This window comes from Jingyaoa shaoxingensis, assembly GCF_014385005.1.
GTDB lineage: Bacteria > Bacillota > Clostridia > Lachnospirales > Lachnospiraceae > Marvinbryantia > Marvinbryantia shaoxingensis.
On record NZ_JACRSZ010000001.1, the window covers coordinates 42,934 to 67,118 of the forward strand.

Here is a 24,185-nt window from a genome sequence, read left to right on the forward strand (position 1 = left end):
CTAACGCGATTACGCAAATTGTTACGTGCTGCGCACTCCCACAATTTGCCCACTGTAATCGCTACATGCTCACTCTCTCTTTAATCTCAGCCATCTTGGCTGCATTTAATCTGGTATCTCCGTGAACGCGGCTGTAGGACAGGTATCCGTTCATACGGTCGATTTTTGTCAGGTTCTTAGAACCGCATACCGGGCAGACATCCATATCCAGTTCCTGATGACCGCAGTCATCACAGTATGCCAGTGAAAGATTCACCCCTTCGTAATACCCCAGTTCCATGGCACGCAGTACCAGTTTTTTGATGGCTTCTTTGTTGTAATCAATCGGATAGCGTACATACTGGATCTTACCACCGTTACACAGTTCCCAGAATCTTCCTTCCAGATCCTGCTTTTCAATTGGAGTCAGATTCTCAGTCACATGGCAGTGAAAACTATTGCTTACATATGGACGGTCCGATACATTCTTTACGATACCGTATATTTTACGGAACTGTTCTACCTGCAGCCCACACAGGCTCTCTGCCGGTGTACCATAAATAGCATAAAGCCATCCGTCTTCTTTTTTAAATTCATTGACTTTTTTGTTAATATACTGCAATACCTCCAGCGCAAACTGTCCGTCTTCTGCAATGGACTTTCCGTTATATAATTCCTGAAGTTCATTTAATGCTGTAATTCCAAAGGATGCTGTCATCGGTTTTAACAGCTTTTCAATCCGTTCTCCCGGCTGCAGATGGCCACCGTAAAATCCACCTTCACAGTAGGCCAGTGGATTAGTGGATGCACGCATATTTCCCAGATATTCATAAGTCCTAATGTGAATCTTACGTATCATCTCCAGATAATAGTCCAGCACCTCATAAAAATCCACACTGTCCTGTCTCGCTTTTGCCAGTATCATCGGCAAATGCAGACTGACCGCCCCAATATTAAATCTTCCCACAAAAACCGGTTTATCATTCTCATCTGCCGGTTCCATGCCTCCACACTCATACCACGGACTTAAAAAAGCACGGCATCCCATCGGGCTGATGACACGACCATATTTTTTATACATCTCGCAGATATAGCCTTCTCCGGTAAGCGAAAGCCAGTCCGGATACATGGTCTTAGAAGAGCAGTCAATACCTGCTTCGAAAACATCTTCACAGATTTTTCCCGGTCCATGCAGATTCTCATCAAATAAAAAGACAATCTTCGGGAACAGCACCGGCTTTTTGTTTCCAGGCTTTCCCTGACCTCCCTTGTGTACCTCAAGAAGGGAAATATTACACATTTTTTCAAAACGCTTTGTTCCAAGTCCCATGGTCACTGTGACAAACGGATAATCCCCGCGGGAGGATCCTACCGTGTTTAACTTATATTCAATCCCCTGCCAGCCCTGGTCAAACTCCCTTCGCAGCTTGTTCATGGCATATTCTTCTGCCTTCTCTTCCGCGCCTGTCCATGACGGATCTGCATATTTTAAAAATTCCTCTTTATGCTTCACGTAACTTTTTTCTGCATAAGGTCCCAGAATTTTATCCACCTCTGGCACCGTGAATCCACCATACTGCTGTGCTGCTGTACTTAAAACAATGTCTCCCAGCACATCAAATGCAGTATCCAGGCTCTTCGGCTCATTGTACCACACATTTCCCATCTCAAATCCGCCCTTTAATACGGTTCCCGCATCAAAAAGACAGCAGTTCATGGTATCCAGTCTTGCTGACTGGTCATGGATATAGATATAGCCATCCTTGCATGCCTGGCGCTCATCTCTGGTCATAAAAAACTTCTGGTACAGATTCTTATTCAATTCATTAAAAATCAGGCTTCGCTTGGTTGCCACCAGTGCACTGTCTGTGTTGGCATTACTTTTATCTCCAATATACCGGATAGACTGACTCTTGGTATAGACGTCGTCCATCATATGGATAAAATCCACTTTATAATTCCGGTAATCCCGGTAACTTTTTGCCACATCCGGATTCACTTTTTCCAGGGCACTTTCCACAATATTATGCATCTCTGCAATGGTAATGCCTTCTTTTCCCAGGCTTTCCGCTCTCGCCGTCGCATAGCGGCACAGTTCCAGCGTTTCTTCTTCCGAAAATGTGTACATCGCTCTGGCGGCAGATTTATTTACTGCACGGACAATCTTCTGTACATCAAATTTTTCTCTGGTTCCATCTTTTTTGATTACGTACATACTTCATCTCTCCTGTTCTTCTGCCTGTACTTGTTATGTGGTTCCTCAAATATGCAGCTGCTTCCATACTGCTCCTGTACATCATTCAAATGGCGGTCTTGCCGGATCCAAAATCTCTTTTGCATCAAAAAAATCCGTCATATCTTCTCCATAATAATACAGGTCATATCCATCCAGCACACGTCTGGACTGGATCACATAGTCACTGTTTACTTCCAGATAATCTGCTGTTGCCCACAAATTAAAGAAGAAGCGGTATCCTGCATCAAATAGCTGTCCCTGCTTGTAACTTCCTGCTGATACCGAGTCTCCAAACGGATAGAACAGCAGATCCGTATCTCCCACCAGTGCAGCTACCTTGCTTTGCCAGTCATCCAGATCCTCCTGTAGGTCATTGGAATCCATCTCACTTTCCATCATCAGATTACTGTAGCCATTGCATGCAATCAGCCATCCGTCTTCCTTCAGACTGTCGGCAATTGCTTTGATCTCTTCTGCATCGGTACTTATATTATATCCAAAAACTCCTTCATATCCAGTCAGTGAAATAATTCCTTTTGCCCCGCGCAGGGAAAAATCCGGGTGTTCTTCCACAAACTGATCCAGGACTGGTATCACGTCATAGGCTCCCACCAGTGTATTGCCCTGCTCATCTACATATTCATTCTGCACACTTCCATCATCTGCCAGCACTATTTTATCAGAATATGCGCCGTAATTAGTATCACTGTAATAATTTGCTTCCGCAAAAGAAAAGATGATTGGTGTCTTCCCTGCCGGAACGGTTGGTGTATTCAGTGCAAAACTGATCGTTCCATCTTCATTCTCCACTTCTACTACCAGATCATAGACACTCATCAAAATGTAATTTTTCTCATATAATGACTGCAAGATCTGTTCAAATTCATCAATCGTCAGAGACCAGTTATTATAATAATATGCCATATCTGCATCTCCAAACGCCCGGTCTTTGTCTGCAATCAGACTCTTTACAGAAAAATGTGTAAAGTCACCGCCATAGGTAATCATCATTCCCTGTAATCTCTGGTACTCTACCTTGGCACTGATGACCCGTTCATCATCCTGATACTCTTCATTAATCAGTGACAGCTCTGCCAGTGCATTGGTATAATCATAAGAAGCTGCCAGTCTCTGAGCTTTATCCAGATGTTCGCTGACATTATCTTCTTCTTCCTGTTTTGCTTCCTGTATTTCTTTTTCCGCCTTCATCTTCGGGGTCTCCACCGGCTCATTATTCTCATACATGCCCAGTGTCCCGATGCTCTCTGCGATCTGTTCATTCATCTGCGTCCTGGTACAGCCTGTCAGTCCCAGACTCACAGTCAGCAGGCATAAAATAAGAGTAGATATCTTTTTCTTCATGGACCTCTCCTTTCCATGTTTCTTAGTATATCTACTCTTATCCAAAATTACAAGTAAAAGCGTGATGTCAGGCATCCAGGATCTCTTTTAATATCTTATTGACAGATGCCGGATCTGCCTTTCCTTTCATGGCTTTCATGGTCTGACCCACCAGGAACCCAATGGCTTTCTGCTTTCCACCCTTGTAGTCTGCCACTGACTGCGGATTTGCTGCCACGATCTCTTCTATGGTACTGCGAAGTGCTCCTTCGTCATTGACCGTTTTTAATCCATGCTCTTCCACATAGACAGCCGGATCCACATCTTCTTCAAAGATCTTTTCAAATACTTCTTTGGCCACGCTGCTGTTGATGGTTCCTTCCTCTGTCAGTTCTACCAGTTCAGCCAGATGTTCCGGTGAAAACATGATATCTTCCGGATCCTGCCCTTTTTCTTTTAACAGGCGCAGGGTTTCTACCATCAGCCAGTTGGATACTTTCTTTGGCTTTTTGCAAATGGCTGTTGCCGCCTCAAAAATATCTGCCATATGCTTGGATGAAGTAAGAATTTCCGCATCATAATCTGGGATATCAAATTCTTTTTTGTAACGTTCCAGTTTTTCAGTACGAAGCTCTGGCTGTACTGCTTTTACCCGGTCAATCCATTCGTCACTGATGATAACCGGAACCAGATCCGGATCCGGAAAATAGCGGTAATCCTGGGCGTCTTCCTTAGATCGCATCGCATAGGAATATTCCTTGTTATCATCCCATCGCCTGGTTTCCTGAATGACTGGTTTGCCCATTTCCAGAAGTTCGATCTGACGGGCACGTTCTCCTTCGATAGCTCTTGCAATTGCCTTAAAAGAGTTGATGTTTTTCATTTCCGTACGGGTGCCGAATTTTTCTGCGCCCACTTCCCGGACAGATAAGTTCACGTCTGCACGCATGGAACCTTCCTGAAGCTTGCAGTCAGAAGCTCCCAGATACTGAATGATCAGACGCAGCTTATCTAGGTACGCAATGACTTCTTCTGCACTTCTCATATCCGGTTCAGACACGATCTCAATCAGGGGCACGCCACTTCGGTTGTAATCCACCAGAGAGCAGTCTTCCCATTCATCGTGTACCAGTTTACCGGCATCTTCTTCCATATGAATCTCATGAATGCCGACATATTTTTTACCTGCGGTTGTCTCGATCTCCACTTTTCCATCATGGCAGATCGGAAGATAGAGCTGGGAAATCTGATAGTTCTGCGGATTGTCCGGATAAAAATAGTTCTTACGGTCGAACTTGCAGTACTGATTGATCTCACAGTTGGTAGCCAGTCCTACTGCAAGGGCATACTCTACTACCTGTTTATTTAATACCGGAAGAGAACCCGGCATACCGGTGCAGACCGGACAGGTATGGGTATTCGGTGCCCCTCCAAATGCGGTAGAACAACCGCAGAATATCTTTGTCTTTGTGGCCAGTTCCACATGTACTTCCAGTCCAATAACTGTTTCATATTGCTTTGCCATTTACTCCACCGCCTTTTCTAACACTTCGCTCATATCCGGACAAATAATTTTTTCCTGTCTGCTCTGTTCATAGGTATATGCCGCACGGATGATTTTCTTCTCCTGAAAACAGTCTCCCAAGAGCTGTACCCCAATTGGAAGTCCTTTACTGTCGATACCGCATGGTACTGTCATACCCGGCAGCCCTGCAAGGTTACAGGATATCGTGTAGATATCACCCAGATACATCTTCAACGGATCACCCAGACTCTCTCCCAGCTTCGGTGCAGTTGTCGGTGCAGCAGGCCCGAGAATCACATCATACGTGGCAAATGCCTTATCAAAAGCCTGTTTGATCAAAGCTTTCGTGCGCAGTGCTTTCAGATAATAGGCATCGTAATAACCGGAACTGAGTACAAAGGAACCCAGCATAATTCTTCTCTTCACTTCCGGCCCGAAACCTTCAGAACGGCTCTTTTTGTACATGTTATGAAGTCCTTCGTATTCTTTGGCTCGATAACCGTATTTCACACCATCAAAACGTTCCAGATTGGAACTGGCTTCCGCTGCTGCTATGGTGTAATAGGCAGGGATCGCATAATCCACAAGGCTTAAGTCAAATTTTTCCACGACAGCTCCGGCTTCTTCCAGTACCTTTGCAGCTGCCAGCACTGCTTCTTTTACTTCCGGATCCAGTCCTTCTCCAAGATAATCTCTTGGGATACCAATCTTCATATCCTTTACATCCTTTACCAGTGCTGATGTAAAATCACAATCCGTACGATCCAGCGAAGTGCTGTCTTTTTTATCATGGGAGGCGATCACTTCCAGAATGGTCGCGCAGTCTGTCACATCTTTTCCCACCGGTCCGATCTGATCCAGAGATGATCCATAAGCAATCAGTCCATAACGGGATACTGTTCCGTAAGTTGGCTTGATTCCTGTCACACCGCAGAAAGAGCTTGGCTGACGAATGGATCCGCCTGTATCAGACCCCAGTGCATAAAAGCATTCTCCTGCTGCTACAGCTGCACAGGAGCCACCGGATGAGCCCCCCGGTACATGCTCCGGATCCCACGGATTTCTCGTAACGCCATAAGCGGATGTCTCTGTGGTGCTTCCCATGGCAAATTCATCCATGTTTGTTTTACCAAGAATGACAGCGCCTGCCTCTTCCAGATTCTTTACCGCTTCTGCCGTATAGGTCGGAATAAAGTTATCCAGTATTTTAGAACTGCAGGTAGTACGCATTCCAGCGATACACATATTATCTTTGATAGCCACCGGTACCCCTGCCAGCGGACCTGTCAGTTTGCCTTCATCAATTTTTTTCTGTACTTCTTCTGCTTTTTTCAAGGCACCTTCTCTGTCAATGGTCACATAGGCATGAATGGTGCTTTCTGCTTTTTTGATCTGATCCAGGCATGCCATAACCGCTTCTTTTACAGTCACTTCCCCAGATTTTATTTTCTTTCCCAGTTCTACTGCTGTATCATCCAGTAATCCCATATCTGTTCTCCTTTACTCCACCGTCTTTGGAACCATAAATGCGCCGTCTTTCTTTGCAGGTGCATTCTTCAGCATGTTCTCGCTGTCATCTCCATTGGTTACCACATCCTCCCGGAATACATTGTGTACCGGGAAGACATGAGACATCGGTTCCACTCCTGTGGTGTCCAGTTCGTTTAACTTGTCAATATAATCCAGCATGATTTCCATGTCTTTTTTCGCCTGTGTTTTTTCTTCTTCAGACAATTCCAGTTTTGCCAGAATGCCTACATATTCCATTGTTTCATCGGAAATGATATTTGCCATGGTTGTTACTCCTCACTTTCTGCTGCCTTCTTGAATTTCTTCATTCTGTATCTTCCTACGGTTCCAGTCTGGACAGATCTCTTGGAAACAGTGTGGTTTCTCTGACATTGTCTTCTCCTACCAGTTTCATAGTAAGTCTTTCCAGTCCGATGCCCAGACCTCCGTGAGGTGGCATGCCATGTTTGAAGGCTTCCAGATAGGAATCCATTCCTTCTGTGGTCATGCCTCTTGCTGCAATCTTATCCAGCAGCATCTGGTAATCGTGAATACGCTGACCCCCTGTAGTGATCTCCATTCCGTGGAACAACAGGTCAAAGCTTAAAGTGAACTTTGGATCTGCAGGATCATCCATTGCATAAAACGGACGTTTTTTCGATGGATAATGGGTAACAAATACGAAATCCGCATCGTAATCTTCTTTAAAAAGCTGGCCGATCAATGCTTCTTCTTCCGGTTCCAGATCGTATGGGTTCTTGATGCGTCTGTTGTATTTTTCAGATACCATTCTCTTGGCTTCATCAAAACGAACCATTGGGATGTCGTCTGTCTTTGGAAGAGTTACATTCAGAATCCGCAGTTCCTCACTGTAATGTTCCTGCAGAAACTTCATGGTGTACTGCAGGAATCCGGTTTCCATTCCACAGATATCCAGGAAACTGTCAATATAACCCATTTCAAAATCCAGGCTGGTATATTCATTTAAATGACGTTTGGTGTTGTGCTTTTCTGCCCGGAATACCGGTCCGGTCTCAAATACACGGTCGTATACACCTACCATCATCTGCTTGTAGAACTGTGGGCTCTGCGCAAGCACTGCAGGCTTGTGGAAATAGTCCAGACGAAACAGGTTCGCTCCGCCTTCTGCGCCTCTCGCTCCCAGCTTGGCGGTACGGATCTCTGTAAATCCCTGTTCATATAAGAATTCACGGAAGCCCCGTTCGATTCCTTCCTGAATCTTGAATTTGGTACGTTCACGAATGTTCCGAAGGGAGATCGCACGCATATTCAGTTTGGCATCCAAAGAAGCATTCATTTTCCATTTGGAAATGGCCAGTGGCATGGCTTCCGTCGGCTGGCTTAAGATTGTCACTTCTGTCATACGAATCTCAATACCATGAGGCGCTTTTGCTTCTTCTTTTACCATTCCGGTTACTTCCATGGTCGTGCCTTCTCTGATCTCAGACAGTGGCACATTCACCTTGCCATCCTCATAGACACACTGGAGAAGTCCTTCTCTCTTTCGTAAAATCACAAAGGCAATCTCACCCATATCACGGATGACATGCACCGCACCATTTACTTTTACCGTCTGACCTACCAGTTCCGGCTTCACTAATTCACTGATCTCTTTTGTCTCTTTTTTGATTACTCCACTTAACGTTTCCATGTTCATGCTCCTTTCTTTTCATATCGTATTTCCACGAATTGTATTTGCTCCCTGATACACTGGAAATACAAAAAGTCCCGGAACAGAAACTCTCATTCCTGTTCCGGGACGGTATATTCTCATATAGCCGCGGTGCCACCCGCAGTTGCACGCGCCTTTGCATGCCACTTTTGTACTTAACGCGTACCACGTACCGACTTACTTGTCTGAATATCAGATCTGTTCAACCGGTCTGCTCCAGAGTGTTCCCCATTGGTGATTTCCCTAAACAGCGCTCTCAGTCGGTGACGCTGTATTCCTGTCAGGTTCCTCTGCCGGAGTCTCCTTCATTGCTTTGCATCTCATTTATGTCAGTCATATTAACACAGTGTTTTGTAAATTACAAGTCTATGTTTGATGAAAAAAATGCATGGCTGTAATGCAAGAGACCAATTTAACCATACAAAAAATACACCATTTCATATCTCAACGGATATGAAATGATGCATTTCTTCGTTTGTTAATCAATAGAAAAGATCTCAACGACCTACAGTAACTGTATTCCAGCCTTCTCTGCTGTTTCTGTCACATCCTCCGGCCACAGGGATGCTTGTACCTCGCCGATATGTGCTTTTCTTAAATAGAACATACAGATTCGTGACTGTCCGATACCACCGCCGATAGTATATGGCAGCTTACCATCCAAGATAGCTTTCTGGAATGGCAGGTCCTTTCTTTCCGGGCAGCCTGCTTCGTCTAACTGTTTTACCAGTGCTTCTTCATCTACACGGATACCCATGGAGGATAATTCCAGTGCGATGTCCAGTACCGGATAGTATACGATAATATCACCGTTTAAGGACCAGTCATCGTAGTCCGGTGCACGTCCGTCGTGCTTTTCTCCTGATGCCAGCTTACCGCCGATCTGCATGATAAATACAGCACCTTTTAACTTGGTGATCTTGTATTCCCGCTCCTTCGGTGTGCAGTCCGGATACATGTCTTCCAGTTCCTGTGTAGTGATAAAGAAGATATCCTTTGGCAGAATCTCCTCAATATAGTCATACTGCAGGGACATATAGGTCTCGGTAGCTTTTAATGCCTTATACACATTTTTCACTACATTTTTCAACGTTTCCACATTACGTTCTTCTTTGTAAATAATCTTCTCCCAGTCCCACTGATCCACATAGATAGAGTGAATATTGTCTGTATCTTCATCTCTGCGGATGGCATTCATATCGGTGTAAAGACCCTCTCCATGAGAAAAACCGTATTTCTTTAATGCATAACGTTTCCACTTTGCCAGAGAATGCACAATCTCTGCCTGGGCGTCATTCTGCTCTTTGATTCCAAATGCAACCGGACGTTCTACGCCATTTAAGTTATCATTCAGACCGGACTGCGGTGTAACAAATAATGGTGCGGTCACACGCAGAAGGTTCAGTCTGGTAGTCAGTGCCTTCTGAAAATAGTCTTTTACTACCTTGATAGCTACCTGTGTGTCATGCAGGTTCAAAGCGGAAGCGTAATCTTCCGGAATGATCAAATTGTTCATGTCCATATCCTCCTCATATCTGTTCAGCAGTTTCACTGATACGAGGTTAAAATGCCTTCGGGACAGTAATTTCTGAACAGTTATCTCACATTTCCAAAATCTTAGTATAACAGATTCTGGAAAATATACAAGCATTCTTATAATGCTTTCATACGTTCGATTGCCTCGACAGTATTATCATAGCTGCCAAATGCAGTCAGACGGAAGTATCCTTCTCCGCTTGGTCCGAATCCTGATCCGGGAGTTCCGACCACGTTTGCTTTTTCCAGAAGATAATCAAAGAATTCCCAGGAAGTCATCTGATACGGTGTCTTCAGCCAGATATATGGTGCATTCACACCGCCGGATACGGTGTAGCCTGCGGATTTTAAGCCTTCATAGATAACTTTTGCATTATTCATGTAATAAGCTACCTGTTCTTTTAACTGTGCCTTTCCTTCCGGTGAATATACAGCCTCTCCGGCTCTCTGTACAATGTATGGTGCACCGTTGTACTTGGTACCGTGTCTTCTCGCCCAGAGCGGATGCAGATTCGTCTCTCCTGCCTTTAACTCTTTTGGAATGACCGTGAATCCCAAACGCACTCCGGTAAAGCCTGCATTCTTGGAAAAGCTTCGCAGCTCAATGGCACAGGTTCTGGCGCCTTCACATTCGTAGATAGAATGTGGCACATTTTCTTCTGAAATATAAGCTTCATAGGCTGCATCATAGATAATGATGGCACCCATTTTATTGGCATAATCTACCCATACCTGAAGCTGGTCTTTCGTGATCGTAGAACCAGTCGGGTTATTCGGGAAACAGAGATAGATCAGGTCCGGTGTCTCCTTTGGAAGCTCCGGTGCAAAGTTATTCTCTGCGGTACAAGGCATGTAGATCACATCACTCCAGGTCTCTGTCTTCGGATCCCAGGTTCCGGTTCTGCCTGCCATAACATTGGAATCCACATATACCGGATAGACCGGATCACAAACAGCAATCTTGTTATCCAGACTGAAGATCTCCTGAATATTGGAGGAATCACATTTGGCCCCGTCAGATACAAAAATCTCATCTGCCGCAATATCACAACCACGATCCTGATAATCATTTTGGGCGATAGCACTTCTTAAGAATTCGTAACCAAGATCCGGTGCATATCCATGGAAGGTCGCTGCATCTGCCATCTCATCTACCGCTCCATGAAGTGCTGTGATAATGGCCGGAGCCAGAGGCTGGGTCACATCTCCGATGCCCAGACGAATGATCTTTTTGTCCGGATTCGCTGCTGAAAATGCTGCTACTTTTTTACCGATTGTAGAAAACAGATAACTGCCTGGCAGTTTTAAATAATTGTCATTTACTTTTACCATTGTTCTTTCCCCCTATAAATCAATTTCACCGTCAAATACGGTGGTTGCGCTCCCGGTCATATATACCCGGTTCTCCTTACGGTCCCAGAAAATCTTCAAATCACCACCCAACAGTTTTACTGTCACTTCCTCTTCTGTCAGACCATTTAAGATAGAAGATACCGCTACTGCACATGCTCCGGTTCCACAGGCATAGGTTTCACCGGATCCACGTTCCCATACACGCATCTCCACTGTATTACGGTCAATCACATGGACAAATTCTGTATTTACACGATCCGGAAAAATCGCATGATTTTCAAACTTTGGACCGATCTTCTCGATCTCCAGATGCTTTACATCGTCTATGTAAGTAATCGCATGGGGATTGCCCATGGACACACAGGTTATCTTCCACTCTTTTCCGTCTACTGTAACCGGTTCACTGATCACTTGCTCTTTTTTCGAAACCACCGGAATCTCTGATGCCTTTAAAATCGGCGCTCCCATATTTACTTTTACAGTATCTACTTTTCCGTTTTTCAGAGTCAGATCCAGATATTTGATACCGCTCTTAGTCTCTACACTAATACTGGTCTTATCTGTGATACCATAGTCATACATATATTTTGCCACACAGCGGATTCCATTTCCACACATGGCTCCCTGGGATCCGTCTGCATTGTACATCTCCATTTTTCCATCTGCTACTTCAGACGGCTTAATGAGAATCAGTCCGTCAGAGCCGATTCCAAAATGCCGGTTACTGACCTTTATTGCCACTTCAGATGGATTCTCCACCGTTTCTTTAAAACAGTTTACATACACATAATCATTTCCGATTCCATGCATTTTTGTGAATTTCATGGTTTCTGTCTCCTTTTCCTTCAACTCGTCATTAACGCAAATACCATTTCCGCCGTCTCTACCAGATTAGTTCCACTGTCCATACTGCATTTCTGCATATAACGGTGGGCTTCTTCTTCTGTCATACTGTTCCGCTCCATCAGCAGTTTCTTTGCCTCGTCTATGATCTTCTGTTCCTTTTCCGATCTGACTTTTGGCATCTTCTTCTTTTTCTTCTGCCTCCGGATGAGCGATGCCTGCATAAATTCTATGGTATTTATCAGGTCATGTACCTTCAGTGGCAGACAGAGCCGCACAATATCCGAATCCACACAGCCTCCAAGTACACCTTCTGATGCAACCAGAAGCATTTCAAAATCCTTTGGCAGGCATTCCTTCAGATGATCATACTGCATATCCCGGAAGCGGTAACTGCAGACCACCATGCCTTCACCCAGATTATCGGCAGCCTGCAGCACCTGTGCTCCGCTGACACAGACAGCTGACACCTGATATCCATTGCGCACGATAATATTTCTGATGTTTTTCGCATCTTCCACTTTTGGGAAAGCCACAATGATGCTGGTCATTCTTCACGCACCTCCTGTTATAATATTTCTTGAAAACAGGTGGTTAAATTCTGTATAAATACTGATCCAGCTCCCACTGTGTAACCTGATTGGTATATTCTTCCCACTCCGCTTTTTTGGCTTTGCAGTAATTCTTTACAATATGATCACCAAGTACATTACAGATAAATTCACTTTTTTCCAATTCCCGGACTGCTTCATTTAAGTTCTCAGGAAGCCGCTCCAGACCGATATCTTTTTTCTCCTGCTCAGACAATTCATACAAATTGCTGTCCACGCTTTCCGGCGGCTCGATCTGATTCCGTATTCCATCCAGTCCTGCTGCCAGGCAGACTGCCAGTACCAGATATGGATTGCTTGACGGATCAGGGCTTCGCAGTTCAATTCTCTGGCCTTCTCCTTTGGTCATAGGGATACGGATCAACGGCGTACGATTCTGGGTTGACCAGGCAATGTAAACCGGTGCCTCATATCCTGGTATCAGACGTTTGTAAGAATTAATCAACGGATTCGTGATTGCTGCCATTCCTTTCATATACTTCAAAAGACCGCCCATAAAATAGCGGGCCTCTTTGCTTAATTCTTTTTCGTTTTCCGGATTTGCAAATATATTCACTCCGTCTCTGGATAATGACATATTAATATGCATGCCGGAACCATTGATATTCTGTTTTGGTTTTGGCATGAAGGATGCATGCAGTCCATGTCTCTTGGCGATGGTTTTTACTGCCTGCTTAAAGGTCATCAGATTATCTGCCATAGCCAGCGCATCTCCGTACTTCAAGTCAATCTCATGCTGCGCCGGTGCTACTTCGTGATGGGACGCCTCCACGCCGATTCCCACATCTTCCAGTGTCATAACCATATCTCTTCTGGCATTTTCGCCCAGATCGACAGGACCCAGATCAAAATATCCCGCTTTTTCATGGGTGATGGTTGTAGGCTGTCCATTATCATCCAGATGATATAAGAAAAATTCGCATTCCGGCCCCACATCAAACTGACAGCCCATATCTGCCGCTTCTTTTATCACTTTTTTCAGGATATATCTGGAATCTCCTTCAAACGGGGTTCCATCCGGACGATACACATCGCAGATCAGTCTTGCCACTTTGCCCTGCTGCGGTCTCCATGGGAAAATTGTAAAAGTATCCAGATCCGGATGCAGGTACATATCAGATTCTTCCACTCTGACAAATCCTTCAATGGAAGATCCGTCAAACATACATTTGTTATCCAGTGCCTTTTCCAGCTGACTCGCTGTAATCGCGATATTTTTCATAGTACCAAAAATATCTGTAAACTGCAGACGAATGAATTCCACATCTTCTTCCTCTACCATACGGATAATATCTTCTCTGGTAAACTTCATAAACCATCACTCCTTTGTCCAATGTTCATATATTTTATTTGAAAAAAAGGCATTCTACACCCTGTGTTCGAACGCCTTTGCTCTGAAAAAATGATAACAGCGGCATTTTTGTTTGTCAACCAAAAACCCGCTGTCTCATTATGATACTTCATCATCAGTTTTATTCATTATTTCGATTATATTCTCATATTTAATTTCTATTATCTATAGTTTTCTCCTTTACTTTTAGACCCATAATGTCTAGAATAAAGTTGAGAAAATTATTTTCAGGAGGTGGATATATGCAATTTATTCACATTTTTACTGATCAGGAACTTGCCAGACTCCTTGATCTGGTTTCCATGAGTGATGATGACTTCTTTCTGCGTTTCCCAGATGTCTCTGATCACAATAATTCTGTGCCTATTCCTGAAGAACGCTGATCGCCTTCTTAAGCTGGTTATCCTCCTCATGACTGATACTGCTCTGATTCTGCAGATCTTCATCCAGTTCTACTTCCACATCCGGCTGAATTCCCTTCTTGTGGATATCGTGCCCCTTTGGTGTGTAATACTTTGCCATCGTAAGTTTCAGCCCGGTTCCATCTGACAGATAAAAGATCTTCTGCACAATTCCTTTTCCGAATGTAGTCGTGCCGACAATTGTTCCAATCCCATAATCCTGAATTGCACCCGCAAAAATCTCCGATGCACTGGCACTGTTACCATTCACCAGCACTGCCAGTGGTTTTGTAAACTGATGTTCTTCATCTGATGTATATTCTGTTCTTTTTCCATTCTTGTCTTCCGTATACACAATCAGTCCTTCCGGAAGAAACTGATCCAGCATATCGCAGACCGTCTGCAGCACGCCTCCCGGATTGTTCCGTACATCGATAATCAACTTTTCCATGCCCTGACTTTCCAGATCAGACATTGCCTCTTCGAACTGCTGGGCTGTTACCTCATCAAATTCCAGAAGCCTGATATAACCGATCTGATCTTCCAGCATTTCATACTCAACGGTAGGTACCTCTACTGCTCTTCTGGTTAATTTCACTTCCAGTTCTTCACCATCTCTTTCAATCGAAAGAGTCAGATGCTCATCAGGGTCTGTCTTGATCTTAGACACCAGTTCTGAAAGTTCCATATCCGACACCGGATTCCCGTTCCATCCGGTAATTACATCCCCGGGCAGCAGACCAGCTTCTTCCGCCGGTGTTCCCTCAAAACAGGACACTACCGATATCTCTTTCGTATCTGGATCCTGGCTCAGAGTCGCGCCAATACCAGAGTATTCACCTGAAGTGGCTTCTTCCATGCTTTCCAGTTGTTCCTGGGTATAATAGACGGAATATGGATCATCCAGTCCTGCCACCATTCCGGTATACAGAGTATCTTCTATCTGCTGTGCGTCAATTTCATCCAGATAGTAAGCATTGATCAGAGCCTCAATCTCTCCTGTTTTACGCTTCACCTGACTGAGATCCAGATCCAGCTTTTCTGACGTTACACCGGCTGTGGTTCCGCTTTGAATCTTTGCAATCTTCCATCTGGCATAAAACAGTGTCCCTGCCGCACAGATCAACACCAGTAAAATTCCGCAGAATAATCCTTTTATAAAATTCTCACTTTCGGATTCATGATTCTGACCATCTTCCTGATTCTGAATCTGCTTTTCATTCTCGTTTTGTTCCTGTTCCATACAGTCACTCCTTTCTTCGTTTCACCTCCATCGGTGCTGAGCAGGCGCCACTGGCACTTCATACCGCCAGGGCCTTGTACAGGCACAGACTTTGGCTCGTCACCCTAAAATAAAAGAGGGTCTGGTATGCCGTTCATACTCAAACCCCCGTCTCATCTTTTCTGTTAAAAATCAGTGGTCTCCATATACTTCATATACTTCACAACCATCAGTGCAATCTTAAAGGTAATCGCATCTTCAAATACTCTTAAATCCAGCCCGGTACTCTTCTGAAGCTTATCCAGACGGTAAACCAGTGTGTTTCTGTGAATGTATAACTGTCTGGACGTCTCTGATACATTCAGGCTGTTTTCGAAAAACTTGTTAATCGTTGTCAGAGTCTCCTCATCAAAATCATCCGTTGACTTACCGCCAAAGATCTCACGGATAAACATCTTACACAGCGGAATCGGCAGCTGATAAATAAGACGTCCAATTCCCAGTGAACTATAGGCAATCACATTGCGCTCATCAAAGAAGATCTTTCCAACATCCAGTGCCATTCTGGCTTCCTTATAGGATCTGGACACTTCTTTGATCTCATTCACCACAGTCCCGTAAGCCACATGCGCCACTTCTCTGGTATCCGCATCCAGGCTGTTGATAATCGTATGAGCTGTCTGTCCCAGTTCCTCGCTGCCATCTGATTCTTCCAGTTCCTTCACCACAATGATACTCTTCTCATCTACAGCTGTGATAAAATCCCCTGATTTATTTCCCAGATTGGTGCGAATGCTCTCCATGGATATCGTATCCTTTTCATGATTTGTCTCCAGAATAAATACCACTCTTCTGGAATCGGTATTGATATGAAGCTTCTTCGCTCTGTTATAAATATCAATCAGCAACAGGTTATCCAGCAACAGATTCTTGATAAAATTATCCTTGTCGAAGCGTTCCTTATAGGCTACCAAAAGTCCCTGAATCTGAAATGCCGCCATCTTACCTATCATGTAAGTATCATCTGTACTGCCACTTGCCAGAAGCACATACTCAAGCTGTGTCTCATCGTATACCTTAAAAAACTGATATCCCTGAACCTCCTGACTGTCTGCAGGAGAATTCACAAAAATTCTGGCCGGTTCTGAAAAATCTGCGGCCTCCGGAAATGTCGCTGCCAATACATTCCCTTCTGTGTCGATCACGCCAAGTTCTACTCTGCTGATCTGCTTCAATCCTTCTACTGTACTCTGCAATATTTGATTCGAAATCATACCGTTCACCCCAATACGTATTCAAGAATGCACCGACATCCTGCCGGAAATTATATCAGATAAGAGTCTCTGACTCGCATCTGCATATTTCTTTTTCTATCATACACCAATATGAACAAAAAAGAAAGACATTTTTGATATTTTTTTGTAAAGATTTCAGCACTTTTTTATTTTAAAATCTTCGTATCTCATCTTTGCTGTCATCACATTCCTTGCTGATGGAGCGGATTTCCACATAATACCCTGTAGTTTCATTGATTTTAACCATCACCCGTTCTCCCACTTTATGGCCTCTTATGGCTTTCCCCAGCGGTGATTCTATACTGATCAGCCCTTTCATGGAATTTCCGCGAATGGAAGTTACCAGCTTGTAGGTTTCAGTCTCATCATCATCTTCAAAATAGACTTCTACTGTATTATTCAGACCCACTTCATCCTCATTAGACCGGTCTGAAACAATTCTGGCGTTCTTCAGCATTCTTTCCAGATAACGGATTCTGCTTTCGTTGATATTTTTATCCTTCTTAGCTGCATGATATTCAAAGTTTTCGCTGAGATCTCCCTGCGCCCTTGCTTCCTTCACTGCTTCCAGTGCTTCCTTACGGACTACCAGCTTCCGGTATTCGATCTCCTCCTGAATCTTTTTGACGTCATTTTCTGTGAGCTGCTCTCCCATCTTTCCTGTACCTCTTTTTCTGTTCTGTTTTTTCGACCGGCGTCCTGCCAGTCTTTTTACATCTCCTTAATCTTCCAGAGGCAGATCTTTGAAATGAAATGTCTTCTTTCCGCTGGCATAGTCTCCCACAATCTGTCCGTTTCCGAACAGTTTATATTTGTAACTGACCAGTCCCTCCAGTCCCACCGGACCTCTCGCATGAAGCTTACCGGTGCTGATTCCCACCTCTGCCCCAAATCCGTAGCGGTAGCCATCTGCAAATCTGGTGGAACAGTTCTGGTATACACCGGCAGAATCCACCAGCATCATAAACTCTTCTGCTGCCTGTGCGTCTTCTGTGATAATGCAGTCTGTGTGATGGGATCCATAATAATTAATATGATCCACAGCCTCCCGGATATTCTTCACTGTCCTGGCTGATACAATATAATCCAGATATTCCTTCCTGTTATCCTCTTCGGTCGCTTCCACACAGCCGGTCAGCTCCTGCACGGCTTTGCTTCCCCGCAGTTCCACACCATGTTCCTTTAACGCTTTTCCCAGTTCCGGCAAGAGTTTTTCTGCGATCTCCTCATGGATTAACAGTGTCTCTACTGTATTGCAGGCAGATACGTACTGTGTTTTGGCATCCAGAATAATCGGAATGGCTTTCTGTATATCGGCTGCCTTATCCACATAAATATGACAGATACCATCGGCATGTCCCATAACCGGAATTCTGGTATGATTCATGATATACTGTACAAACTGATTGGATCCTCTCGGAATCAGAAGATCTACATATCCGTCACATTCCAGCAACTCTGTGATCTCTGATCTTGCCTCCAGAAGCATCATACTGTGTTCCGGAAGCCCTGCCTCCGCCACAGCACGGTGGATAATCTGAAACAGAATCTTATTCGTACGGATTGCCTCACTTCCGCCTTTTAAAATCACACAGTTCCCGCTCTTAATACACAATGCGGAAATCTGCACCAGCGCATCCGGTCTTGCCTCAAAAATAACACCGATCACCCCAATCGGACAGGTTACACGGTATAAAGTCAATCCTTCATCCAGTTCTCTGGCAAGCTGAGTCTGGAAAAGGGGATCCTTCAGCCGGATCAGATCACGGATTCCTTCCGTCACATCGTGAAGCTTTCCCTCGTCAAACTTCAGCCGTTTTAATACCGGTGCTGCGATGCCGTCTTTTTCCGCCTGTTCCATATCCTGTGCATTTGCCGCAAAAATCTCTTCTTTTGCAGATATCAGTGCTTCTGCCACTGCCTGCAGTGCATGGTTCCTTTTTTCCTCTGACATACCAGCCAGCAATGGCGCTGACAGCTTTACTTTTCTGACTTCTTCCTTTATTTCCATTCCTGTGTATCTCCTTCCCGTTACTTTCCCCTATTATAAAAGAGTTTTTTCATTGCCGCAAGAGATGCTTCCAGATCTTTGCATCCATTTTCCTTGCTGTTCACAGCAACATGTTTCTGATATAGAAAGCAATCTGATATGGAAGTCTCTCTTCCGGTGTCTCCAGATTACTTTTTATAATCTTTTTGATATTCCCCATTCGGTATAATACGGTATTCCGATGTGTATAAAGCTCCCCTGCTACAGCCTGTATGCTCCCATTATGTTTCAGATAAGACTGTAGTGTCTCCACGTAACCGGCGCGATGTTCCCTGTCATAGTCTTCTAATGCCGCCAGACGTTCTGTCCACATTTCCTGTAAGATCTCCGGATCCCCAACCGTATAGAGAAGACGGTACAGTCCACATTCATCAAACTTCACCACAGGCTGTTTTCGTGTCATTGCCATATGTACTGCTGCTTTCGCCCTCTGATAACTGACTGCCAGATGTGCCACATCCAGACGCCTGCTTCCGATTCCCACATACAGCTTCAGCCCTGGCATACGCCGATTTGCACGCCGGATCGTTCCTTCAGCCAGCTGGTACAGAAATTCTTCCGGAACTGCATTGGCCACCAGAACAAAATCTGAATTATAGTAAAAAAAGCTGGCATTGTGGGTGATCTCTTCCAGATACACCTGAATGCGGTAAGACAATTTCTTACGTTCCACCGTATCCATAGCATCCAGTCCCTCACATGTCAATAGCAGCACTTGAAAACTTCCATCCACATCAAAATACTGCAGCAGTTCTTTCCGGTAAGATTCCTGATTATCTGGTGTCTCAATAGCTGAAATCAGTGCCGACATGATCTGTTCATCAGCATTATCCTGTAAAAATACGCGAATACTGAAATCTTTTATCATATCCGACAGATGTACCTCCCATGGTACAGTCAGAAGCGGCAGATCATTTTCATCACAGTACGCCTTTAATTCTTCCGGCACTTCAAAAATATACTGTCCCACGTTGATGATTAACCCCGATGCATGATGCCGGTTCAGCTGCCGTGCCAGATACATCCAGTCCTCTTTCTCCGGAAATCCCAGTCCTGTCGTTACTGCCAGTTCTTTTCCCCAGAAGTTCTGTATAATTGTAGTATCTTCCAGAAGATGCACCCAGCTTATGGAATTGGACCATCCTTTCCTGCCCGCAAGGAACTGCATCTCATATCGTTTTTCTGCAATCAGAACCATATCTTCAATCGTAAAACTCATATGTCCCTTCCTCCTTTTTCTCACCTCAGACCAGTTATGGACATTTTTCATTTCTTTTTGCCAATTATCCCTAATTGTATTTCATTATAGCACAATTTGTGCTGTCAACACATATTTATAGCTAGATTTTTAGAATCATCCACCATAGTTTTTCTACTTTTTTGTGCTAGAATATAAGTAGATAAAAAAAGAAAACAAGTTAAAGGAGGCGAGGTTATGAGATTCATAACTTATACAAATTCTATGGATACTCTTTCTGTACCGGAATGGATCAAGACAGAGCGTTATATGTACTGTGACAATTTTGTAAATGATTATATGAAATCTGATCGATTCAGTCTTCTTTCTTTCATAAGAAATCTGTTTCGTAGATAGGAAGGTGCGGCAACACGTTCTGACTTAATATTCAGAACTGTCGCGCTGACATCTGTTAATATATACACTCTCTTTCCTAAAAGGAGCATCTCATGATCAGGATGCTCCTTTTACCTTTTATTAAAATTATATCTTCTGTTTACAACTCTCCATAATGGTTTTTTCCACCTGTTCTATCTGGAATGGTTTTGCTATGTGTGCGGTCATACCGGCCGCAAAACATCTTTTTGCATCTTCCTCAAATGCATTCGCTGTCATGGCAATGATCGGAATTGTTTTTGCATCTGCCCTCTCCATAGCACGAATTGCTTTTGTTGCTGCAATACCATCCATAACAGGCATCATGACATCCATCAGTATCGCATCGAATGTTCCCGGAGGATTACTTTTAAAACACTCCACTGCCTGTCTGCCATTTTGGGTAACTGTAACTTTCGCACCATCATCTGTCAGCAGCATTTCCACAATTTCGGCATTTAGTTCATTATCCTCAGCAGCCAGCAAATGTAATCCATGGATATCGTATTTTTCTGCAATTTTCTCTTCCTCTTTCTGTTCCGGTGCAATTTCAAAAGGAATCGTAATGACAAACACAGATCCCACTCCCACCTGACTTGTCACTTCAATGCTTCCGTGCATCTGTTCAAGCAGCCCTTTCGTGATGGCCATTCCCAGTCCGGTTCCCTGATAAACACTCCGTGCATCTGTTTTTTCCTGTGAAAACGGATCAAAAATATGTTCCAGGAACTCCGGACTCATCCCTATACCGGTATCAGAAATCGTCCATCTGTATGTGCAGATTCCATCCTGTACATCTACCACCTCTGTTACCGTAGTGATCTTTCCTCCCGGTCGGTTATACTTAATACAATTTCCGTAGATATTCAGAAAAATCTGTCTCAGATGCAAAGGACTTCCATATACATAGGGATACTGGCTTTCCACCTCATTTTTCTCATAAATCCACTGAATTTCTTCTTCTGCTGCCCTGTGAATGATAATGCTCTCAATCTCATAGGCCAGTTCTTTGAGACAGATATTTTCATGGGTAAGAATAATCTGGCCTTCTTCTATTTTACTCATCTGCAGAACATCATTAATAAGGGAGAGCAGATAATCCGCTGCTATCTTCATCTTTTTATGATTTTCCTGTATCAGCATCTTATCATCAAAATGATTCTCATTCATCTTTATCAGACCAATCATACCATTCAGAGGTGTCCTGATATCATGACTCATGCGACTGAGAAAATTCGTTTTTGCTCTGCTCTCGGCCCGCATTTCATTGAATGCCGCCTGAAGACGTGCCTGTTCCTGCTCATCCCGTTCATGTTTCTGTGTAGTATCCTGCAGCAGAACGATTGCATAGATCATCGGTATCTCAGCAAGCATTTCTGTATCAAACACTACCATCCTGGTCATAAGAACTGCTTTTTGTACCCAGCGAATACTTCCATCCTCTTCACAGATACAATATTCCACAGATACATGTGTTTCTCCATTTTCAAATCTCTTACGCAGTTTTTCACAATTATCTGTCATACAATAACCGGCAATTGTTTCCTTGGTGATTTTTTTCTTATATTCCCAGCAATAATCCTGATAGGAACATGGAAGCGGGTAATCCATAAAAAGTTCCCGGCTATTCTGTTCTTTTCCATTCAGTACGATCTTTCTCTCCAGAATATCCTGCGTCAGATTCACGGTATAGATCACATCTGACAATTCCAGAAGTGCATCCACATAGCTGTCATTTTCCAGAATAGACTGTTTCAGCTGTTCATAATAAAGCTGCAGCTGCTCTTTTACCACCGTATGACCTTCCGAGTTTTTTCGAATCGTTTCAAATGCCAGGAGAAAATGATGCAGTTGTCTATCATCATCCCAGTCCACCGGAATTAATGTCAGACGGTTATATGTCCCCTTTTTTCCGGTATCATACTCAAATTCCTGCACATCTTCCTTCGTACACATCTTCTTTTGAAGTTCCGGAATCTGCAGTCCTTTGCGGATATCTGCCTGACAGGACTTTTCCATCTGTTCGTCTATAATCTGTTCCGCTGCACTGGAATAAGTACCCTCAGCTGCAAGAAAAAAATTCTCACTGGAACGAATCGTCCGATAAGTATCCATCCTGGCATCACAGTACAGACAATCCGAAAAATTACTGCCATGCTGATTAAGCAGTTTTAACAGCTGATACCCCCTGTGTTTTTCTGCTGCAGCCTCTTCCCGTTTAACATGATTCTTATTTATATACATGTTTTTGTCAGCGTAGTTAAACAACTCTCGCATTGTACTTTCAGGGAAGTCACAGGACAGTGCAAAACCTGCTGCATAGCTTAACGGGGTATCCGGATACGCTTTTGATTCCTCTTCCATCTCTCTGCGTACCTTTTCAAGACACTGTGTCATCTGTTCCCTGTCCAGTCCGTGGGTGACTGCAAGGAATTCATCTCCGCCATATCTTCCAACAAACTGTTCTGCCGGCATAGAAGCCCGCAGGCAGACTGCGAACCTCCTGATATAAACATCGCCGGCTTCATGTCCCCTGCTGTCATTAATACGCCGGAGGTTGTTAAGATCAAAACTGCATACACCGGTATCTGCAACCGGTTCTGTCTCATTCAGCAATTCTTCACATTTATTCTTGTTTGGAAGCCCTGTTGCTTCATCCAGATACACCTTCCGCTGCAACAAACGGTTCATTGCTGCGTATTGTATCGCTTTGATGAATTCATAACCGATCAGCAGCATCAACACAATAATATCTGCTGTAATATATTTTTCAAGTAATGATAAGGATGTTGCTTTTTTCTGCGAATATTTTTCAGCCAGACCTGTTGCTTCATCACAGATTAGGAAAAACTCTTCACTTTCTGAAATAATATCTGTATTTTCAGATCCCTTGAATCTCATAAGATAAATTTTCTTATACAAGTCGGTGAATTTTTCATCCAGCTCCTGCATTTTATTCTGAAAATCAATATCATTGAGACGTACAAGATTTAATTTATCATTTCCATTGCGCAAACCATCAATAAAAGATCTTATCTCATGGATCATCTCGTTTTGCTGCTGCATAGAAACTTCCAGTTTAATGACCCTCTGTGTCTCTCCCCTGACTAAACCTGTATAATTCACAATACGGGCTGTTCCCTGAATATCAGAAACAATTCCCATCATTATGATAATCAAAATGGCCAGAATAACTGCCAGTATACCAATACTGACCTGAATTATACTGGATTTCTGTTTCTTATTCTTTCCTTTGGGCATGTCCTTCCCCCTTTTATTTTATCCTGACTATTTTATTTCGTATCTGTTCAGTCTCTCCACAAATGCGAAGCCAAAATCCTTATTCTTATTTTACCTCATCTCGTTCCTTCTGCCTACTGTAATTTTTCCTTTACATATAATGATGAGGTCGTAATCTACGACCCCATCACCTTTTCCATTTGATTATAAAATAAATAGTTTTTGGTAAAAATAGCCCCTGCTAATGCCAGAGCCAAACCCAGCCCAGAATAAAAAAATGCAATAAATATTTCCGGGAATATACCAGCTGCCCGAAATCCGATTTCTCCGCTCATCATACAGGTCATAATTAAATATGCTTTCCAATTGTTTTATACAGGCAAATAAA

20 protein-coding genes are annotated in these 24,185 nt (G+C 43.7%); 2 read left to right on the forward strand and 18 right to left on the reverse strand.

All coding sequences use genetic code 11. The annotated features are described in order from the left end of the window. Positions 1–61: 61 nt before the first annotated feature. From nrdD to glnA, 11 genes are all read right to left on the reverse strand, one after another. Positions 62–2,194 carry an anaerobic ribonucleoside-triphosphate reductase gene (nrdD, locus tag H8716_RS00210; protein ID WP_249306296.1) on the reverse strand — a complete coding sequence of 711 codons (2,133 nt, stop codon included), beginning with the start codon at positions 2,192–2,194 and terminating at the stop codon, positions 62–64. Between the two features lie 81 nt (positions 2,195–2,275). Continuing rightward, positions 2,276–3,577 carry a polysaccharide deacetylase family protein gene (locus tag H8716_RS00215; RefSeq protein WP_249306299.1) on the reverse strand — a complete coding sequence of 434 codons (1,302 nt, stop codon included), beginning with the start codon at positions 3,575–3,577 and terminating at the stop codon, positions 2,276–2,278. A 67-nt stretch (positions 3,578–3,644) separates the two neighbouring features. Beyond that, positions 3,645–5,081: an Asp-tRNA(Asn)/Glu-tRNA(Gln) amidotransferase subunit GatB gene (gene gatB, locus H8716_RS00220; RefSeq protein WP_249306302.1), complete on the reverse strand. Its 1,437-nt coding sequence runs from the start codon at positions 5,079–5,081 to the stop codon at positions 3,645–3,647. Further along, the gene (gene gatA, locus H8716_RS00225) at positions 5,082–6,569 is read right to left on the reverse strand and encodes an Asp-tRNA(Asn)/Glu-tRNA(Gln) amidotransferase subunit GatA (protein WP_249306305.1); all 1,488 of its coding nucleotides are present in this window, start codon (positions 6,567–6,569) and stop codon (positions 5,082–5,084) included. 12 nt (positions 6,570–6,581) lie between these two features. Then, positions 6,582–6,875 carry an Asp-tRNA(Asn)/Glu-tRNA(Gln) amidotransferase subunit GatC gene (gene gatC, locus H8716_RS00230; protein WP_249306307.1) on the reverse strand — a complete coding sequence of 98 codons (294 nt, stop codon included), beginning with the start codon at positions 6,873–6,875 and terminating at the stop codon, positions 6,582–6,584. 55 nt (positions 6,876–6,930) lie between these two features. Continuing rightward, on the reverse strand, positions 6,931–8,262 hold the full coding sequence (gene aspS / locus H8716_RS00235; RefSeq protein WP_249306310.1) for an aspartate--tRNA(Asn) ligase: 1,332 nt from the start codon (positions 8,260–8,262) through the stop codon (positions 6,931–6,933). A gap of 526 nt (positions 8,263–8,788) precedes the next feature. Next, a complete protein-coding gene (asnA, locus tag H8716_RS00240) occupies positions 8,789–9,799 on the reverse strand; it encodes an aspartate--ammonia ligase (RefSeq protein ID WP_249306312.1) in 1,011 nt (336 codons plus the stop codon). Positions 9,800–9,936: 137 nt separating this feature from the next. After that, positions 9,937–11,151, reverse strand: coding sequence for an LL-diaminopimelate aminotransferase (locus H8716_RS00245; protein WP_249306316.1), 1,215 nt, complete (start codon positions 11,149–11,151; stop codon positions 9,937–9,939). A gap of 12 nt (positions 11,152–11,163) precedes the next feature. After that, positions 11,164–11,997: a diaminopimelate epimerase gene (gene dapF, locus H8716_RS00250; protein WP_249306320.1), complete on the reverse strand. Its 834-nt coding sequence runs from the start codon at positions 11,995–11,997 to the stop codon at positions 11,164–11,166. Positions 11,998–12,017: 20 nt separating this feature from the next. Further along, a complete protein-coding gene (locus H8716_RS00255) occupies positions 12,018–12,566 on the reverse strand; it encodes an ANTAR domain-containing response regulator (RefSeq protein ID WP_249306323.1) in 549 nt (182 codons plus the stop codon). A gap of 43 nt (positions 12,567–12,609) precedes the next feature. Continuing rightward, positions 12,610–13,938, reverse strand: a complete 1,329-nt coding sequence (glnA, locus tag H8716_RS00260) for a type I glutamate--ammonia ligase (protein ID WP_249306334.1) — start codon at positions 13,936–13,938, stop codon at positions 12,610–12,612. Positions 13,939–14,219: 281 nt separating this feature from the next. Between glnA and H8716_RS00265 the strand changes: the two genes are divergently transcribed. After that, positions 14,220–14,360, forward strand: a complete 141-nt coding sequence (locus H8716_RS00265; protein ID WP_249306337.1) for a hypothetical protein — start codon at positions 14,220–14,222, stop codon at positions 14,358–14,360. Here H8716_RS00265 and H8716_RS00270 read toward each other — a convergent pair. From H8716_RS00270 to H8716_RS00290, 5 genes are all read right to left on the reverse strand, one after another. Further along, complete coding sequence (locus H8716_RS00270) at positions 14,341–15,621, reverse strand: S41 family peptidase (RefSeq protein WP_249306344.1); 1,281 nt, start codon at positions 15,619–15,621, stop codon at positions 14,341–14,343. The two genes, H8716_RS00265 and H8716_RS00270, sit on opposite strands and share 20 nt — an antisense overlap. Positions 15,622–15,785: 164 nt before the next feature. Further along, complete coding sequence (locus H8716_RS00275) at positions 15,786–16,874, reverse strand: PucR family transcriptional regulator (RefSeq protein WP_249306347.1); 1,089 nt, start codon at positions 16,872–16,874, stop codon at positions 15,786–15,788. A gap of 172 nt (positions 16,875–17,046) precedes the next feature. Further along, positions 17,047–17,550, reverse strand: a complete 504-nt coding sequence (gene greA / locus H8716_RS00280) for a transcription elongation factor GreA (RefSeq protein ID WP_249306350.1) — start codon at positions 17,548–17,550, stop codon at positions 17,047–17,049. A 66-nt stretch (positions 17,551–17,616) separates the two neighbouring features. Continuing rightward, positions 17,617–18,906: a glutamate-5-semialdehyde dehydrogenase gene (locus tag H8716_RS00285; protein WP_249306353.1), complete on the reverse strand. Its 1,290-nt coding sequence runs from the start codon at positions 18,904–18,906 to the stop codon at positions 17,617–17,619. A 100-nt stretch (positions 18,907–19,006) separates the two neighbouring features. Beyond that, positions 19,007–20,164 (reverse strand): PucR family transcriptional regulator, encoded by a 1,158-nt coding sequence (locus H8716_RS00290; protein WP_249306356.1) that lies wholly within the window; start codon positions 20,162–20,164, stop codon positions 19,007–19,009. Between the two features lie 216 nt (positions 20,165–20,380). On the opposite strand from H8716_RS00290, the gene H8716_RS00295 reads away from it, so the two are divergent. After that, entirely contained in the window at positions 20,381–20,539 is a 159-nt protein-coding gene (locus tag H8716_RS00295) for a hypothetical protein (protein WP_249306361.1), read from the forward strand. 126 nt (positions 20,540–20,665) lie between these two features. Here the strand turns inward: H8716_RS00295 and H8716_RS00300 are convergent, their stop codons facing one another. Both H8716_RS00300 and H8716_RS00305 read right to left on the reverse strand, forming a co-directional pair. Next, positions 20,666–23,818 carry an ATP-binding protein gene (locus H8716_RS00300; protein WP_249306364.1) on the reverse strand — a complete coding sequence of 1,051 codons (3,153 nt, stop codon included), beginning with the start codon at positions 23,816–23,818 and terminating at the stop codon, positions 20,666–20,668. 155 nt (positions 23,819–23,973) lie between these two features. Further along, positions 23,974–24,144, reverse strand: coding sequence for a hypothetical protein (locus tag H8716_RS00305; RefSeq protein WP_249306367.1), 171 nt, complete (start codon positions 24,142–24,144; stop codon positions 23,974–23,976). Positions 24,145–24,185: the final 41 nt, after the last annotated feature.

Excerpts from the sequence above, each read along its gene's own strand:
- nrdD (WP_249306296.1), bottom strand. The coding sequence starts at position 2,194 with ATGTACGTAATCAAAAAAGATGGAACCAGAGAAAAATTTGATGTACAG.
- H8716_RS00215 (WP_249306299.1), bottom strand. The coding sequence starts at position 3,577 with ATGAAGAAAAAGATATCTACTCTTATTTTATGCCTGCTGACTGTGAGT.
- gatB (WP_249306302.1), bottom strand. The coding sequence starts at position 5,081 with ATGGCAAAGCAATATGAAACAGTTATTGGACTGGAAGTACATGTGGAA.
- gatA (WP_249306305.1), bottom strand. The coding sequence starts at position 6,569 with ATGGGATTACTGGATGATACAGCAGTAGAACTGGGAAAGAAAATAAAA.
- gatC (WP_249306307.1), bottom strand. The coding sequence starts at position 6,875 with ATGGCAAATATCATTTCCGATGAAACAATGGAATATGTAGGCATTCTG.
- aspS (WP_249306310.1), bottom strand. The coding sequence starts at position 8,262 with ATGGAAACGTTAAGTGGAGTAATCAAAAAAGAGACAAAAGAGATCAGT.
- asnA (WP_249306312.1), bottom strand. The coding sequence starts at position 9,799 with ATGAACAATTTGATCATTCCGGAAGATTACGCTTCCGCTTTGAACCTG.
- H8716_RS00245 (WP_249306316.1), bottom strand. The coding sequence starts at position 11,151 with ATGGTAAAAGTAAATGACAATTATTTAAAACTGCCAGGCAGTTATCTG.
- dapF (WP_249306320.1), bottom strand. The coding sequence starts at position 11,997 with ATGAAATTCACAAAAATGCATGGAATCGGAAATGATTATGTGTATGTA.
- H8716_RS00255 (WP_249306323.1), bottom strand. The coding sequence starts at position 12,566 with ATGACCAGCATCATTGTGGCTTTCCCAAAAGTGGAAGATGCGAAAAAC.
- glnA (WP_249306334.1), bottom strand. The coding sequence starts at position 13,938 with ATGAAGTTTACCAGAGAAGATATTATCCGTATGGTAGAGGAAGAAGAT.
- H8716_RS00265 (WP_249306337.1), top strand. The coding sequence starts at position 14,220 with ATGCAATTTATTCACATTTTTACTGATCAGGAACTTGCCAGACTCCTT.
- H8716_RS00270 (WP_249306344.1), bottom strand. The coding sequence starts at position 15,621 with ATGGAACAGGAACAAAACGAGAATGAAAAGCAGATTCAGAATCAGGAA.
- H8716_RS00275 (WP_249306347.1), bottom strand. The coding sequence starts at position 16,874 with ATGATTTCGAATCAAATATTGCAGAGTACAGTAGAAGGATTGAAGCAG.
- greA (WP_249306350.1), bottom strand. The coding sequence starts at position 17,550 with ATGGGAGAGCAGCTCACAGAAAATGACGTCAAAAAGATTCAGGAGGAG.
- H8716_RS00285 (WP_249306353.1), bottom strand. The coding sequence starts at position 18,906 with ATGGAAATAAAGGAAGAAGTCAGAAAAGTAAAGCTGTCAGCGCCATTG.
- H8716_RS00290 (WP_249306356.1), bottom strand. The coding sequence starts at position 20,164 with ATGAGTTTTACGATTGAAGATATGGTTCTGATTGCAGAAAAACGATAT.
- H8716_RS00295 (WP_249306361.1), top strand. The coding sequence starts at position 20,381 with ATGAGATTCATAACTTATACAAATTCTATGGATACTCTTTCTGTACCG.
- H8716_RS00300 (WP_249306364.1), bottom strand. The coding sequence starts at position 23,818 with ATGCCCAAAGGAAAGAATAAGAAACAGAAATCCAGTATAATTCAGGTC.
- H8716_RS00305 (WP_249306367.1), bottom strand. The coding sequence starts at position 24,144 with ATGACCTGTATGATGAGCGGAGAAATCGGATTTCGGGCAGCTGGTATA.